Source organism: Amycolatopsis sp. NBRC 101858, assembly GCF_030269325.1.
GTDB classification, from domain to species: domain Bacteria; phylum Actinomycetota; class Actinomycetes; order Mycobacteriales; family Pseudonocardiaceae; genus Amycolatopsis; species Amycolatopsis ponsaeliensis.
In genome coordinates this window covers 1,008,825-1,024,438 of the sequence record NZ_BSTD01000003.1, presented here as the reverse complement: position 1 = coordinate 1,024,438, position 15,614 = coordinate 1,008,825, and the positions used below count along the sequence as shown (strand labels likewise).

Here is a 15,614-nt window from a genome sequence, read left to right as displayed (position 1 = left end):
CGTAGGGTGGGAGACCGGGTGCGGTTCTACCGCACGGCGGCGCACCAGACGAAGACGGTCGTGGCGGGCCTAACCGGCATCACCCCGGATTACCTGTACCAAATCGAGCGCGGCCAGAAGCTGCCGACGATCGCGGTGCTGGCCCAGCTGGCGGACGTGCTCCGCGTAAAGCCCGGCGATCTGCTCGACGACCAGCCGGCGCCCCGGCCGCCTCGCGCCAGCGACGTTACGGCTGACGCCATCTACCGCGCCATGACCACCCCGCAGGCTGCGGCCCCGGCGGCGTTGCCTGACCTGAAGAATCAAGTGCAAGCGGCCTGGCATGCGTGGCAGACCTCGCCGCACCGCTACTCCGAACTGACCACCGACCTGCCGGAACTCGTCGCGGCGACCGAAGCCACGATTCGCGGGGCCGCCGGGCGTCAGCAGCGCCAAGCCCAGACGGTGGCCGCCGACTTGTATGGGCTCCTGCGGACGGTCACGAAACGCGTCGGCCGGGTTGACCTGTCCTTGCTGGCCGCCGACCGGGCGCAGCGCGCCGCCGAGCAGGCCGACGACCCGGTACGCCTGGCCGGGGCCCGTTGGAACCTGACGCAAGTGCTCCTGGCGGACGGCCGCGCGGAAGAGGCCGAAGCGATGGCCATGAGCGCGCTGGCTGACCTGCGACCGCTCCTTCGCGCCGACCACCGTGAGGCTGTGGCACTGTCGGGCGCACTCCTTCTTATTGCCGCCGTGGCCGCGGTGCGCAACGGCGATGCCTGGACAGGGCGGGATCGGCTGCGGCAGGCTGCTCCACTGGCCGAGCGCACGGGCGACTGCAACACCTGCTGGACGGCCTTCGGCCCGACCAACGTGGCGATGTACGCGGTGACCGTGGAAGTGGAGTCGGGCGAAGCGGTCGAAGGCCTGCGGCTGGCGGCTCAAGTTGACCATGAGCGGTCACCGTCGATTGAGCGGCGGGTGGCCTTCTTGCTCGACCAGGCCAAGGGCTATGCCCAGCGGCGGGACTTCGCTACGACACTGGCGCTACTGGGTACCGCCGAGCAGGACGCGCCGGAAGACGTCCGGTTCCGCCCAGCGGCTCACACGCTCCTGCGCACGGTTATCGAGCGGGGACGACGGACGGTATCGGTCGAGGCGGTGCGCCTGGCCGCCGACATCGGTCTGCCCGTCTAGATCGTCTCCAGCGGAAACCCACCCGAACTGACAGTTCGGGTTACTGGCCGGTACCGCCCATACGGTCGGTTCTGGCATCCCGGCGGCCGGTTGACCACCTCATTCCTGCCTCCGAGGTCACGGGCGAACTACCGCACGCTGCACCGTTCCCCCGCGAAGTCCTGGCCGCCGGGATGCCGTCCATGACCAGCGACGACCAGGACAAGACCCATGACAACCTCCGTGCTCCTGCAGCTACCCAAGACGGCGAAGCCGGCCCCGGCAGCCCAGCTGGCCTACGGCTACATGCGCGTGCCCGCCCATGTACCGGACCACAAGGTGCGGCACCTCGAGCAGACGGTGATCCGGTTCGCACAAGGCCACGGGCTGACCTTCGCCGGGTTCTTCTTCGAGTTCCACTGTGGCTCGCGGGAGGGCTTTGACGAGCTGGTGGCCGAACTGGTGCGGACGGGAGCGCGGCACGTGGTCGTTCCCAGTTTTCGGCACCTGGCCCTCCAGACGCAGCTGCAAGAGGCGATGTGCGCCTACCTGGATGAGGTAGCCGGAGCGGAAGTGCTGGCGCTGCGGCACCCCGGAGCACGGCGGACAGAGCAGCGGCGCTTGCTGGCCGGGGCGGGAGCACTAGCGTGAGCCCGGCCTACGCCGCCACCCATGACACGGTCCTGCCAGACCCGTTGCGGGTGCATCTGCTGTGCCTGCTGCGCGAGGCGCAGTGGTGCCGGTTCAGCTTCTTGTGCCAAGCCACCGGGGTTAGTCAGGACCGACTCAAGCGCCAGTTCTTCGCTTTGCGGGCCGCCGGGTACACCGATACTCGGCGCGGAGTCGGGCAAGAGGGCTGGGCACGGCTGACGGAGCACGGCGCCCGGCAGCGTGACGCCTACCTGGTCCGGCTCGCCAGGCTGGCCGAGCAAGCGGCGGACCAGCTCGTCCAAGGCCAGCACGAACAGCCGGACTGGTTCGCGCCGGTGAGCCCGTCATGACCCCCGAGACGGCGGAACTCCTCACCAGCCTTGGCAGCGTGCACCAGGCCGTCCCCGCAGTCATCCGGGAGCTGGCTACCGGGACCATGCCGCCGGAGCGGCAACGTCAATTCGCCGGACTGCTAGCTGTTGCGGGTCATGACGTTGGTGACGCGGGCGAGGGCCTGAACTGAGGGACGGGTCTTTCAGCGGCAGGATGAGAAGTGCGACCCACTCGTCCGCCGAACAGAAAGACCCGTCCATGCACCACCGTAATGCCCCGCTGTCCGTCGAGGGCCGCCGCCGGCTCGTCGCGCGTTGCCAGACCCGCCCGATCGCCCACGTCGCCGCCGAGATGGGCATCTCCCGCCAATGCGCCAGCAAGTGGGTCAACCGCTACCGCCGCCACGGCGAGACCGGCCTGCTCGACCATCCGAGCGTGCCACACCACCAGCCGACGGCCACCCCGGCCGAGGTCGTCGCCCGGATCGAGCATTTCCGCCGGCAACGCAAGTACTCCGCTCGGCGGATCGCCACCGAGCTCTCCGCAGACGGGATCACCATCTCGGCCCGGACCGTCGGCCGCCACCTGCTCCAGCTCGGGCTGAACAGACGCCGCTTCATCGACCCGACCGGCGCCACCAACCGGGCACCTCGCCGGATCATCGCCCGCTGGCCCGGGCACATGGTCCACCTCGACGTGAAGAAGACCGGCCAGATCCCCGACGGCGGCGGCTGGCGCATCCACGGCAAAGGCAGTACCCAGGACCGGAAGGTCGCTCGCGGCAAAACCCGAGGTCAACGGCCCCGCTACACCTACTTGCACTCCGCTGTCGACGGCTTCTCACGCCTGGCCTACACCGAAGCCCTGCCCGACGAAACCGCCCGGACGGCGATCGGGTTCGTCCACCGGGCGCGGGCGTTCTTCGCCCGCCACGGCATCACCCACATCCACCGCCTGGTCACCGACAACGGCTCCTGCTACCGCGCGAACGACTTCGCCATCGTCCTACGCGGCGCCCGCCACCAGCGGATCACGCCCTACACCCCACGCCACAACGGCAAAGTGGAGCGCTACAACCGGATCCTGGCCGAAGAGTTCCTCTACGCCCACGCCTGGACCAGCGAAACCCACCGCACCGCAGCCCTGGCCGTCTGGAACATCCACTACAACCACCATCGACCCCACACCGCCGCCGGAAACCAGCCACCAGCGTCCCAGCTCCACACCGGCGTCACCAACGTCATGGCCTCATACAGGAGATCGGGCGCGCGGAGATGTAGACGTCGCGGATAGTCATGCCGCCTATCTTGCCGGGACCCAGGGGCTCGATCCCCTCACCTCCACCCATGAACGGACGAGGTGAGCCGACGAATTCCCGGGGAAGTGTCACAACTCGCGTGCGTTGTGCGACTGATCCGGCATGATGCGGAAGCGATGGTGGGTTGTCGGCGCCGTCATGGCCGTTGGCGGGCTCGGCTGGTGGGTCCTCCAGGTGACGCTCCTCGACCCTGCTGAACGCAGCAACGCCAGCGGGTACGGGCAGTTCGTCCTGGCCGCCGCCGGGATTTTGCTCACCCTCTGGCAGGTCGGGAACGCGCGCGCCGGCTCCGGGCGGACTCCCGTGCACGACCTGGACCGGCTCGCCGACGTCGTCGCCACGACCGTGCGGGTTCAGTGGCAGGACGCTGCTGTCGAACGGGGGTTGCTCCAGGCCACGCCGCTGCCCATCCGCTGGCGGCGGTGCGGTGAGCCGGTCGCCGGGCCGCTCGCCGCCGCCACCGGGGGACGGCCAGGGTTCGAGCCCTTGCCTGGCATCGAGCGCGTTACCGCGCGGCAGCTGCGCGAAGGGACGCACCGCACCCTGCACCGCATCTACGGCGGCCTCGCGTCCGGACGGCTCATCCTCGCCGGGGGCGCTGGCAGCGGCAAGACGTCGGCAGCCGTCCTGCTGCTCCTCGACGCGCTGCGTTACCGCGAACAGTCCGTCAGCCGCGCCGCGATTCCTGTCCCTGTGCTGTTCACCCTGCAGGACTGGAATCCCGCGACCACTGCGCTTCAGGAATGGCTCACCACGAAGCTCGCCGAGCTACCTCCGCTGTCCGGGCGCCGGGGCCGTGCGCGGGCGGCCGCGCTCCAGCGCGCCGGCCGCGTCTCCGTGTTCCTCGACGGGCTCGACGAGATGCCACAGCCCGTGCGCTCTGTCGCCCTCCAGGCCCTCAGCCAGCAGGCGACCTCGCGGCTGGTCCTGCTCACCCGCACCGACGAACTCGTCGAAGCGGCCCGCGACCACGTCTTGGCCGGTGCCGTCGCCCTGGAACTCAAGCCGCAGACCGCCTCCGACGCCGCCGAACACCTCGCACAGACGCTCACCGAACCCGCGCCGCCGCACTGGCGGAAGCTGATCGACACGCTGACCGAGCAACCCGCCAGCGCCGTCGCCCAGGCCCTGACCAACCCGCTCACCATCACCCTCGTCCGCGACGTCTACCCGGTCGCGGCCGCCGGGCACACGCCAGAGGAACTCCTCGACACCGTCCGGTTCCGCAGGTCGGACGACGTTGCTCAGCACCTGCTCGACCAAGCCATCACGGCCGCCTACACGGCCCGTCCGGCGCAGCGACCGCCCCGGTATTCCCCCGATTTGGCCCACCAAACAATGACCGTGCTCGCCACCCACTTGCGGGACCGCGGTTCCCGGGACTTCGTCCGGTGGAACCTCCCGAAGTGGGTACCACGCCCGGCGCGTGTCCTCATCAGTGCACTGTTCGGCGCTGCGGCCGGAACCGCTCTCTTGGGTATTTCGGATGCGGTGGCATACCCATTCGGCTTTAGCTCCAGCTTCGCGAACGCAGCCTCGGAGGGGTTTTTCCGTGGCGCGTCGCTCGGGTTGATGGTAGGAGCTGTGGCGGGATGGTATAGGGGGTTTAGGCCGATGATGGTCGGGAAGGCGTTCAGTCGTCGCATCCTGTGGGCCAAGTTCTTCTCGGCCTTCAGCATCGGGCTCGGCGTCGCTGGTGTTGTTGGCGTCACGGCGGCACTCTTCCTCGACGTGCTCCACGGGATTCCCATCGCCGGTGTTTGCCTTGTCGGCGCCGTGATCGTGGCCATGTCGATGGCGATCGATCCGCCCGCTACCGTGCGACCGCACGGGCTCTGGCGAGCCGATCTCGCCATCAAGCTCAGCTGCGGCCTGCTGCTGGGACTAGGGCTTGCTGTCGCCCAAGATAGCCATGTTGAGCTCTCGATGCTCATCGACTCCGCGGCATTCGGGCTGGTGCTCGCGCTCTTTTGGACCGAGGCCTGGTTGGTCGCCCTGAGCCAGATCTACTTCTGGATCCGCTGGGGCACACCGCTGCTACTCGGCCGTTTCCTGGAAGACGCTCGCGTCCGGCACCTGCTTCGCACCGTCGGCCCTACCTACCAGTTCCGCCACGCGACGCTACAGGACCAACTCGCGCCGCCATTATCCTCAGCGGACGCCTAATCTTCCCTGTGGCTGCTGCTAGCAGGTAGTGCCGACCGTGCCGGGGATCCGCAAGCGAGCATCTGCTGCGCGAACGGCTCGCCCAACGCTGCGCGGCCTGCTGACGACCGTGCTCGACGACACCGACCACCTCGCGCAGCCAAGCACAGCTCGCCGTGGTCGTGCGAAACTGTCGCGCAGCCTGCTACCAGAACCCCGGGTAGCGACGACGATCGCACTGCAGTCTGGTCGCTGAGCACGATCTTGGTCCACGTTCTGGTCCACGAACTGCTGCACACCGGTGCCGATCACGCCCGGTCTGCCACCACCTGTGCCCGGCGATGCCCAGGTCGCCGACTATCCGCAGGTCAGCGCTAAACTACGGATCAGGAGGCCCGGGCTTCAAGTCTCGTCACTCAGTTCGCGGAGCGTCATTGCGAGGTTGTTGCGGCTGGTCAGGGTGTTGGGGTGTTTGGGGCCGAGCACGCGGGTGCGGGTTTCGAGTACGGCGCGGTGTTCGCGTTCGGCTTCGTCGAGCCGGCCCAGTGCGTTGAGCGTGGTTGCGAGGTTGTTGCGGCTGGTCAGGGTGTTGGGGTGTTTGGGGCCGAGCACGCGGGTGCGGGTTTCGAGTACGGCGCGGTGTTCGCGTTCGGCTTCGTCGAGCCGGCCCAGTGCGCGCAGCGTGGTTGCGAGGTTGTTGCGGCTGGTCAAGGTGTCGGGGTGTTCGGGGCCGAGCACGCGGGTGCGGGTTTCGAGTACGGCGCGGTGTTCGCGTTCGGCTTCGTCGAGCCGGCCCAGTTCGCTGAGCGTGGTTGCGAGGTTGTTGCGGCCGGTCAGGGTGTTGGGGTGTTCGGGGCCGAGCACGCGCGCGGACGCCTCGAATACGGCGCGGTGTTCGCGTTCGGCTTCGTCGAGCCGGCCCAGTGCGCGCAGCGTGAGTGCGAGGTTGTTGCGGCTGGTCAGGGTGTTGGGGTGTTCGGGGCCGAGCACGCGCGCGGACGCCTCGAGTTCGGCGCGGTGTTCGCGTTCGGCTTCGTCGAGCCGGCCCAGTGCGCGCAGCGTGGTTGCGAGGTTGTTGCGGCTGATCAGGGTGTCGGGGTGTTCGGGGCCGAGCACGCGCGCGGACGCCTCGAGTTCGGCGCGGTGTTCGCGTTCGGCTTCGTCGAGCCGGCCCAGTGCGCGCAGCGCGTGTGCGAGGTTGTTGCGGCTGATCAGGGTATTGGGGTGTTCGGGGCCGAGCACGCGCGCGGACGCCTCGAATACGACGCGGTGTTCGCGTTCGGCTTCGTCGAGCCGGCCAAGTTCGCTGAGCGTGGTTGCGAGGTTGCCGCGACTGATGAGGGCGTTGGGGTGTTCTAGGCCGTGCTTGTCGTTGTGCCATTGCGTGGCCTGCGAACAGGCACGAAGAGCCACCGTGTAGTACCCCTGCATGCGAGCCGTCGCCCCAATCGTTAGTGCTTCGACACCATCGGCGAAGTCAATCGCGGCATTCAGTGTCGGTTCTGGCACGTAGCTATCGGGGGTCGTGTCGCGTTGGAGAACGTCGACCAAGTAGTCAAACACGTCATACCCCGCCTTGGCTGAGCCGCTCATCAACGACGTGGTTGCGCGGCGGGCTTTCAGCGCCCATCCCCAGGCAGCGTCGAGCTGCTCGGGACGCAGCCGATCCCCTCCGCGTCGTTTCAAGTACTGCTCGGCCAGCTCCTCCAGGAGTCTGCCCGGCAGGGGCGGCTGCATTCCTGCACGGCGCACGTCGATCGCGGCGGTAACTAATGCCGCGCCCCGGGGGTTGGTTCCGACGTCCCACCCGTTGCGCCATTCGCGCAGGAGTTCTGGACCAGCTGCCAGGTATTCCGCGAGTCCGTAGTCTCCGCTGTGACGTACAGCGTCGGCGATGCGTAGATCCCAGGATCGGTCAGCGGCGCGGTCATGTTCAGTGGTACTGAGCGACCGTTCGAGCCGGACTTCCTCATCGACCAGATCCAGGACTTCGCGTGCGGCGCGGAACGTCTGCCGGGTCGCCTCGTCGCCGTCGGCGTGGTCGGCGAACCGGGCCAGCTCCCGCGCCCGGATGGTAGCCATGACCACGATGTGCCGCGTCGTAGACAACAGACGGCTCAGCATCTCCCGTGTAACGCCCTCGGCTCCGAGGTAATGCTCCAGATCATTCAGCCAGATCACGCAGTTGCCGGCGCGCGTCGCCCAGTCAAGTGCGGCCTTGACGGCCAGGCGATCCCTCGGAGCCACCAGCACGTGATCGGGCACTGTGGCCACGATCGCTTCAAAGGCCGTGCGGGATTTACCGGCTGTGGAGTCGCCTACCAGCAGCACGAAACCACCGCGCGCGACCCGGGCCCGCACCTGCTCGTCAACATCACGAGGCACGTAGACGGGCATTGTCTCCACGGTGCCGCCGCCATGGTCGGGGGCGGCGAGCTGGGCGGCGGGGTGCACGCCGAGACGGCGCGGATCGAGGATCTGGCGTACTTGCGGCAGGTCCCCGCGGGAGGTCGCCAGGCATCCGTCGAGCACCGACAGGTCGCCCTCGTCGCGGCGGGCCGCCAGCCGCTGATACCGGTCGGCGGGAACTTTCACGAACGCGGCCGCGATCGCGGCCGCGGCGGCGGCGACGCCGGCCCACCAGGAGTTTTTAACCCCCACCGCGCTCAGCACCACGGGAACCGCGACCACCGCTGTCGCTGCGGCCAGCGTGAAAACGACCCAGCCCCGGCGTCCCCATCGCTGCACCCGCATCGCACGCCCCAATCGTCAGGTCCGCCGTCGATTCACGGCAGCCTCGCGCATTGGGAGTCGTCAGGGAACCCCGGGTTGCTACATGAGCCTGCTTCTGTAGCGGAACCGGCCTGGCCGTTGATCAATGACAGTCACGATGGCTGCGAATGCCCGTCGTAACAATGCACTAGAGCCCGTCCAGACACTGGTCGGATCAGACCGACGTGTGACAGACGCCCCGCATGCTGTTGAGCTGCGCTTTTGCAAGGCGGAGGCTGGGGCTTTGCTGCACCATTTCGCCGCAGACCGCCAGCCCGCACTCGCCACGAGCGCCCACCTGGATGGCCCGCGTGTCGCTGCCGCGTGGTGTGAGATTGCCCGTCGAGCCAAATCTCCGCAGCTTGTCTGAGAAACCTGCGAAACGTGCAATGATGGCAATTCGAGAAAAGAAATGAACTGCAAATTGATCTGCTCATTCCTTCGGATTTGAAGTACGGTTCTTCTCATGTCGAACGCGCAACACCTTGCACTGCATATGGCGACAGACGCGAGCCCGGACGAAAGCTCGACGGGCCCTCGGGAGATGCTGACGGTCGAACAGGCCGCCGACCGGCTCGCGGTCAGTCGCACCACCATGTTCGCGCTCATCAAAGATGGCGTAGTGCCCAGTGTTCTGATCGGGCGCAACAGGCGCGTCCCGGCCGACGAGTTGGCGGCCTACGTTGAGCGGCTTATCGCTCAAGCAGGAGAGTGCTGACCATGCCCCGCAGGAAGCGAAGCGAAGGCACGCGTGCCCCCAACGGTGCCGGCAGCATCTACCTCGGTCAGGACGGGAAGTGGCACGGTCGCGTCACAATGGGAGTTCTCGACATGGGAGGCCGGACCGTCGGCACGTCGAGCGCAAAACCGAGGCTGAAGTGATCACCGCCGTTCGTAACCTCGAGCGGCAACGAGACGCCGGCACCGCTCCGAAACCCGGCTCCAGGGCATGGACGGTCGAGACGTGGCTAGCCCACTGGGTCGAGAACGTAGCGGCACCGTCCGTGCGAGAAACCACGCTCGCCGGCTACCGCGTGGCGGTCTGCAAGCACCTAACTCCCGGGCTCGGCGCGCACCGCCTGCGCAAGCTGGAGCCGGAGCACCTGGAGAAGCTCTACGCGAAGATGGCCGACGCCGGCGCGAAGCCTGGAACGGCGCACCAGGTCCACCGCACGGCGAAAACTGCATTCGGCGTGGCGGTCGACCGCGGGCACCTGACCAAGAATCCGGCGAAGCTCGCGAAGCCGCCGCGCGTCGACGAGGATGAGATCACCCCTCTGACCGCAGCCGAGGCGAAGCGTGTCCTGGCCTCCGCTCGAGGCCGGCGCAATGGCGCGCGATTCGTGATCGCTCTCGCGCTCGGCCTGCGCCGTGGTGAAGCGCTCGGCTTGAAGTGGTCGCGGCTCGACTTTGACGCTGGCCTGCTGCGCACGCCTCGCCAGCTCCAGCGGTACAAGTGGAAGCACGGCTGTGACGACTCGCATCGGTGTGGCGAGCGGCTCCACAAGCTCGCACCGTGCCCGCCGACGTGCACTCGGCACGCAAACTGTCCGCCGGTCTGCTCGCCGGACTGCGTGCGGCACGCCAGCTCCTGCCCGAAGCGTCACGGCGGCGGCCTTCGCGAAGTCGACGTGAAGTCGAAGGCCGGGCGCCGCACCGTCGGCATTCCCAGGCCACTGCTCGATCTACTGCGCAAGCACAAGGCGGCACAAGACGAGAAACGGGAGTTCGCCGGCACCGAGTGGCATGAGGGCGGCTGGGTGTTCACCCAGCCCACCGGCCGACCGATCGACCCGCGCGCCGACCATGACGAGTGGAAGACACTGCTGGCGGAGGCCAAAGTCCGCGACGCCCGGCTCCACGACGCGCGGCACACCGCGGCGACGATGCTGCTGGTCTTGAAGGTCCCTCTACCCGCGATCATGGAAGTGATGGGGTGGGGCGACGCGGCGGTCGCGAAACGGTACGTGCGCGTGCCCACCGAAGTTGTCGCCGGGATTGCCGACCAGGTCGAGAACTTCCTGTGGAGCGACGCGCCCCCGGCGGCCAAGCCCACGCCGGTGGCGCAGCCTGACCCCTCCTCACTGATCGACCAGCTTCAGCGACTGCTCGACGCCGCGAAGGCGTCAGGGGATAGCCCCGGCGACGAGGAGCCGCCCGGCTTGCGCGTGGTGGTTTGAGCCGTATAACGGCTTGTACTGAGACGGAAACTGAGACGGCGGCCCCGCTTCTGTGAAGTGGTCCCGCCGTTTTTGCTGGTCAAAGCCGTACTGCTGGTCGGGATGACAGGATTTGAACCTGCGACCCTCCGCTCCCAAAGCGGATGCGCTACCAAGCTGCGCCACATCCCGTGACACCCCCAGGGGGGTGTGCGGTCAGCCTAGCGGGTCACGCTAAGCTGGCCTCGCACCCGGGTACCTCCGGGGGCACGCGGGTGTAGCTCAATGGTAGAGCCCTAGTCTTCCAAACTAGCTACGCGGGTTCGATTCCCGTCACCCGCTCCGAACGATGCGGCGTCCGCTTCCAACGATGCTGCGATCACGTCCAGCAGCTTGTCCGTGTCCACCGGCTTCGTGATGTAGTCGTCCGCGCCGCTGGCCAACGTCCTGGCCCGGTCCTCCGGGGTTGCCTTCGCCGTCACCGCGATCACCGGCAGGTCCGCGTTCGCCGCCTCGGCCCTGATCGCTGCGATCGTTGCGTTGCCGTCCAGCTCCGGCATCATCACGTCCATCAGGACCAGTGCCGTGTCCTCGTGGCGCTCCAGTGCCCTGATTCCGTCCACGCCCGTCTCCGCGTAGACCACCTCCAGGCCCGCCTGCTCCAGGACCGCCGCCAGTGCGAACACGTTGCGCAGGTCGTCGTCGACGATCAGGACCTTCTCACCGTGGAAGCGCTTCGGGGTCACGTCGGGAGCCGCCACCAGGACCGTGCTGGGCACCGCCGGCAGGCGGGGGGACGACAGCGCCGTCACCGCCGGGTCCACCAGGTTGGCCGCCGCCACCGGAAGGTAGAGGGTGAACGTCGAGCCCACCCCCGGCTCGCTCACCACGCGCAGCTCGCCCCCGAGAAGCTCCGTCAGCTGCTGGCTGATGTTGAGCCCGAGACCCGTTCCGCCGTACTTGCGGCTCGTCGTGCCGTCCGCCTGGCGGAACGCCTCGAAGATCACCGCCAGCTTCTCCTCCGGGATCCCTATCCCGGTGTCCTCGACCGCGAACGCGATGATGCCGGGCGCGTTCCGGAGCGCCTCCTGCTCCACCTCGGCCGGATCCGCCGCCCGGATGTGGAGGCGGACGCGACCCTCGTCGGTGAACTTCGCCGCGTTCGAGAGCAGGTTGCGCAAGATCTGCTGGAGGCGGTGCTCGTCGGTGTGGACGCTGCCCGGCACCGGCGGGTCGATGTGGACCGCGAACTCCAGGCCCTTGTCCGCCGTCAGCGGGCGGCACAGGGACTCGACGTAGTCCACCAGCTCCGGCAGCGTGATGTCGGACATCTGCATGTCCAGCCGGCCCGCCTCGACCTTGGCCAGGTCCAGGATGTCGTTGATCAGCTGCTGGAGATCGGACCCCGCCGCGTAGATCGTCTTCGCGAACTGGATCTGCTTCTCCGTCAGGTTGCCCTCGGGGTTCTCCGACAGCAGCTTCGCCAGGATCAACGCGCTGTTCAACGGCGTCCGCAGCTCGTGCGACATGTTCGCCATGAACTCGGTCTTGTACTGCGACGCCACCGTCAGCTGCCCCGCACGCTCCTCCAGCTCCTGGCGCGCCTGCTCGATCTCGCTGTTCTTGACCTCGATGTCGCGGTTCTGCTGGGCCAGCAGCGCCGCCTTCTCGGCCAGCTCCGTGTTGGACCGCCGCAGCTCGCCCTGCTGGGCCTGCAGCTGCTCCGAGCGCGCCCGCAGCTCCTGGGCCAGCCGCTGCGACTCCGTCAGCAGCGCTTCCGTGCGCGAGTTGGACAGGATCGTGTTGACGTTGACGCCGATCGTGTGCCGCAGCTGCTCCAGCAGGTCCTGGTGGACCGTGCTGAACTCGTTGACCGACGCCAGCTCCAGCACGCCGAGCACTTCGCCCTGGAACAGCACCGGCAGCACGATCAGGTTCACCGGCGACGCCGAGCCGAGCCCGGACGACACCAGCGCGTACTCCGGCGGCGCGTCCTGGACCAGGATCGTGCGGTGGTCGACGGCGGCCTGCCCGATCAGCGACTCGCCGATCGCGAACCGCAGGCCGGCGCGGGACTGGGCGAGGCCGTACGCGGCGATGCACTCCAGCACCGTGCCGTCGCGGTCGTCGTCGCGGGCCAGGAAGAACGCGCCCTGCTGGGCGCGGACCAGCGGCGCCAGCTCGGACAGGATCAGCGCCGCGACCGACGCCAGGTCGCGGTGCCCCTGCATCCGGCCCGACAGCTGCGCGAGGTTCGTCTTCAGCCAGTCCTGCTCGCGGTTGGTCCTCGTCGTCTCCTTGAGGTTCGCGATCATCTGGTTGATGTTGTCCTTGAGGTCCGCGACCTCACCGGACGCGTCGACCGCGATGTGCCGGGTCAGGTCGCCCGCCGTCACCGCGGTCGCCACCTGCGCGATCGCGCGGACCTGCGTGGTCAGGTTCCCGGCCAGCTGGTTCACGCTCTCGGTGAGCCGCTGCCAGGTGCCGGACACGCCGCCGACCTCGGCCTGGCCGCCCAGCTTGCCCTCGGTGCCGACCTCGCGCGCCACGCGCGTGACCTCCGAGGCGAACGCCGAGAGCTGGTCGACCATCGTGTTCATGGTCGTCTTGAGCTCGAGGATCTCGCCGCGGGCGTCGACGTCGATCTTCTTCGTCAGGTCGCCCTGCGCGACCGCGGTGGTCACCTGCGAGATGTTGCGCACCTGGCTGGTCAGGTTGTGCGCCATGAAGTTGACGTTCTCGGTCAGGTCCTTCCAGGTCCCGGCCACGCCGGGGACCCGCGCCTGGCCCCCGAGGATGCCTTCGGTGCCGACCTCGCGCGAGACGCGGGTGACCTCGTCGGCGAACGCGCGCAGCGTCTCGACCATGCCGTTGAGCGTCTCGGCCAGCGCCGCGACCTCGCCCTGGGCGACGATCGCGATCTTCTTCGACAGGTCGCCGTTGGCCACGCCGGCCGCCACGGTGGCGATGCTGCGCACCTGGTCGGTCAGGTTGGTGGCCATGACGTTGACGTTGTCGGTGAGGTCCTTCCAGGTGCCCGCGACGCCGCGGACGGTGGCCTGGCCGCCGAGCTTGCCTTCGGTGCCGACTTCGCGGGCGACGCGGGTGACTTCGTCGGCGAACGCGGACAGCTGGTCGACCATCGTGTTGAGCGTGGTCTTGAGTTCGAGGATCTCGCCGCGCGCGTCGACCGAGATCTTCTGGGTCAGGTCGCCCTTCGCGACCGCCGACGTCACCGTGGCGATGTTCCGGACCTGGTCGGTCAGGTTGTTCGCCATGAAGTTGACGTTGTCGGTGAGGTCCTTCCAGGTCCCGGCGACACCGGGCACGGTGGCCTGGCCGCCGAGCTTGCCTTCGGTGCCGACTTCGCGGGCGACGCGGGTGACTTCGTCCGCGAACGCCGAGAGCTGGTCGACCATGGTGTTGAGCGTCGTCTTGAGTTCCAGGATCTCGCCGCGGGCGTCCACCGCGATCTTCTGCGTCAGGTCGCCGCGCGCCACGGCCGTCGCAACCTGGGCGATGTTGCGGACCTGGGTGGTCAGGTTGTTCGCCATGAAGTTCACCGAGCCGGTGAGGTCGCGCCAGGTGCCGGCGACGCCGGGGACCTGCGCCTGCCCGCCCAGCTGGCCCTCGGTGCCGACCTCGCGGGCGACGCGGGTGACTTCGTCGGCGAACGCGGAGAGCTGGTCGACCATCGTGTTCATGGTCGTCTTGAGCTCGAGGATCTCGCCCCGGGCGTCGACGGTGATCTTCTGGGTCAGGTCGCCCTTCGCCACGGCCGTGGTCACGTGCGAGATGTTGCGGACCTGGTCGGTGAGGTTGTCGGCCATGCCGTTGACCGAGTCGGTGAGGCTGCGCCACGTCCCGGCCGCGCCGGCCACCTCGGCCTGGCCGCCGAGCTTGCCCTCGGAGCCGACCTCGCGCGCCACCCGGGTGACCTCGCCGGCGAACGCCGAGAGCTGGTCGACCATCGTGTTGAGCGTGTTCTTCAGCTGCAGGATCTCGCCGCGCGCGTCGACCTCGATCTTCTTCGTCAGGTCGCCGTTGGCCACCGCCGTCGCGACCTGCGAGATCCCGCGGACCTGGTCGGTGAGGTTGTCGGCCATCTGGTTGACCGAGTCGGTGAGGTCGCGCCACGTCCCGGCGACGCCGGCCACCTGGGCCTGGCCGCCGAGCTTGCCGTCCGAGCCGACCTCACGGGAGACGCGGGTGACCTCGTCGGCGAACGACGACAGCTGGTCGACCATCGTGTTGATGGTGTTCTTGAGCTCGAGGATCTCGCCGCGGGCGTCGACGTTGATCTTCTGGGTCAGGTCGCCGCGCGCGACGGCCGTGGTGACCTGCGCGATGTTGCGGACCTGCTCGGTCAGGTTGTCGGCCATGAAGTTGACGGAGTCGGTCAGGTCGCGCCAGGTCCCGGACACGCCCGGGACGACCGCCTGGCCGCCGAGACGTCCCTCACCCGCGATCTCGCCGGAGAGCCTCGTCACTTCGGCGGCGAAGCGGGACAGCTGCGCGATGAGGCCGTTGACCGTCTTCGCCAGCGTCGCGTACGCGCCCTGCAGCGGACGGCCGTCCAGGGTGAGGGTCATCGGCTGGGAGAGGTCACCTTCGGCGACGGCGCCGAGCACCCGGTCCAGTTCGATCGTCGGCCGCGTCAGATCCTCGACCAGGCCGTTGACGCTGTCGACGGCGGTGCTCCAGCCGCCGGGGCCGACTTCGGCCTCCAGCCGCTCGCTCAGCCTGCCGTCCTGGCCGACGGCCGCGCGCACCCGCAGCAGCTCGCTGACCAGCCGCTGGTTGCGTTCGGCGATGTCGTTGAACGCGACCGCGAGCTGCGCCGAGATGCCGTCGCCGTGCGGCACGAGCCGCCGGCGGAAGTTGCCGTCCCCGAGATCCCGCACCGCCACGAGCAGCCGCTCCAGCGCCGCCGCCTCGCTCTGGGATTCCGTTGTCATGTGTGCCGACCCTCTCCACCACGCATGCGCCAGCCATGGTCCATGACCCAGCGTGTCATGATTCGCCCTACACTTCGAGCCAGTCCGCCCGCTCACGCGGTAACCGTGCGATAGCTGTCCGGA

The 15,614-nt window shown here is 68.4% G+C and carries 8 protein-coding genes, 2 tRNA genes and 1 pseudogene; 8 read left to right on the top strand and 3 right to left on the bottom strand.

Annotated elements, in window-relative coordinates; all coding sequences use genetic code 11:
* The first annotated feature begins 18 nt into the window (after window positions 1-18).
* The 5 genes from QSK39_RS27960 (at window position 19) to QSK39_RS27940 (ending at window position 5,623) form a co-directional block, all read left to right on the top strand.
* A complete protein-coding gene (locus tag QSK39_RS27960; RefSeq protein ID WP_285480781.1) occupies window positions 19-1,176 on the top strand; it encodes a helix-turn-helix domain-containing protein in 1,158 nt (385 codons plus the stop codon).
* A gap of 210 nt (window positions 1,177-1,386) precedes the next feature.
* Complete coding sequence (locus tag QSK39_RS27955; protein WP_285480780.1) at window positions 1,387-1,806, top strand: hypothetical protein; 420 nt, start codon at window positions 1,387-1,389, stop codon at window positions 1,804-1,806.
* A complete protein-coding gene (locus tag QSK39_RS27950; RefSeq protein WP_285480779.1) occupies window positions 1,803-2,156 on the top strand; it encodes an ArsR/SmtB family transcription factor in 354 nt (117 codons plus the stop codon). Before QSK39_RS27955 ends, QSK39_RS27950 begins: the two co-directional genes overlap by 4 nt.
* A 241-nt stretch (window positions 2,157-2,397) precedes the next feature.
* A complete protein-coding gene (locus QSK39_RS27945) occupies window positions 2,398-3,432 on the top strand; it encodes an IS481 family transposase (protein WP_285480778.1) in 1,035 nt (344 codons plus the stop codon).
* A gap of 199 nt (window positions 3,433-3,631) precedes the next feature.
* On the top strand, window positions 3,632-5,623 hold the full coding sequence (locus tag QSK39_RS27940; RefSeq protein WP_285480777.1) for an NACHT domain-containing protein: 1,992 nt from the start codon (window positions 3,632-3,634) through the stop codon (window positions 5,621-5,623).
* A gap of 381 nt (window positions 5,624-6,004) precedes the next feature.
* Here the strand turns inward: QSK39_RS27940 and QSK39_RS27935 are convergent, their stop codons facing one another.
* Window positions 6,005-8,356 carry a tetratricopeptide repeat protein gene (locus QSK39_RS27935; RefSeq protein ID WP_285480776.1) on the bottom strand — a complete coding sequence of 784 codons (2,352 nt, stop codon included), beginning with the start codon at window positions 8,354-8,356 and terminating at the stop codon, window positions 6,005-6,007.
* A gap of 484 nt (window positions 8,357-8,840) precedes the next feature.
* Here QSK39_RS27935 and QSK39_RS27930 point away from each other — a divergent pair, with 484 nt between their 5' ends.
* Together QSK39_RS27930 and QSK39_RS27925 are read left to right on the top strand one after the other, a co-directional pair.
* A complete protein-coding gene (locus tag QSK39_RS27930) occupies window positions 8,841-9,092 on the top strand; it encodes a helix-turn-helix domain-containing protein (RefSeq protein ID WP_285480775.1) in 252 nt (83 codons plus the stop codon).
* Window positions 9,093-9,094: 2 nt separating this feature from the next.
* Window positions 9,095-10,554 (top strand): annotated as a pseudogene (locus QSK39_RS27925) (tyrosine-type recombinase/integrase).
* A gap of 94 nt (window positions 10,555-10,648) precedes the next feature.
* On the opposite strand, the gene QSK39_RS27920 reads toward QSK39_RS27925, so the two are convergent.
* Window positions 10,649-10,725 (bottom strand) — tRNA-Pro (locus QSK39_RS27920).
* A gap of 79 nt (window positions 10,726-10,804) precedes the next feature.
* Between QSK39_RS27920 and QSK39_RS27915 the strand changes: the two genes are divergently transcribed.
* A tRNA-Gly gene (locus QSK39_RS27915) sits at window positions 10,805-10,875 on the top strand.
* On the opposite strand, the gene QSK39_RS27910 is transcribed toward QSK39_RS27915, so the two are convergent.
* Window positions 10,830-15,491, bottom strand: coding sequence for a HAMP domain-containing protein (locus tag QSK39_RS27910; RefSeq protein ID WP_285480924.1), 4,662 nt, complete (start codon window positions 15,489-15,491; stop codon window positions 10,830-10,832). The genes QSK39_RS27915 and QSK39_RS27910 overlap by 46 nt on opposite strands.
* Window positions 15,492-15,614 lie beyond the last annotated feature (123 nt).

Bases quoted from the DNA above. Each gene is read 5' to 3' on its own strand.
- QSK39_RS27955 (WP_285480780.1), top strand. From the start codon at position 1,387: ATGACAACCTCCGTGCTCCTGCAGCTACCCAAGACGGCGAAGCCGGCC.
- QSK39_RS27945 (WP_285480778.1), top strand. From the start codon at position 2,398: ATGCACCACCGTAATGCCCCGCTGTCCGTCGAGGGCCGCCGCCGGCTC.
- QSK39_RS27935 (WP_285480776.1), bottom strand. From the start codon at position 8,356: ATGCGGGTGCAGCGATGGGGACGCCGGGGCTGGGTCGTTTTCACGCTG.
- QSK39_RS27930 (WP_285480775.1), top strand. From the start codon at position 8,841: ATGTCGAACGCGCAACACCTTGCACTGCATATGGCGACAGACGCGAGC.
- QSK39_RS27910 (WP_285480924.1), bottom strand. From the start codon at position 15,491: ATGACAACGGAATCCCAGAGCGAGGCGGCGGCGCTGGAGCGGCTGCTC.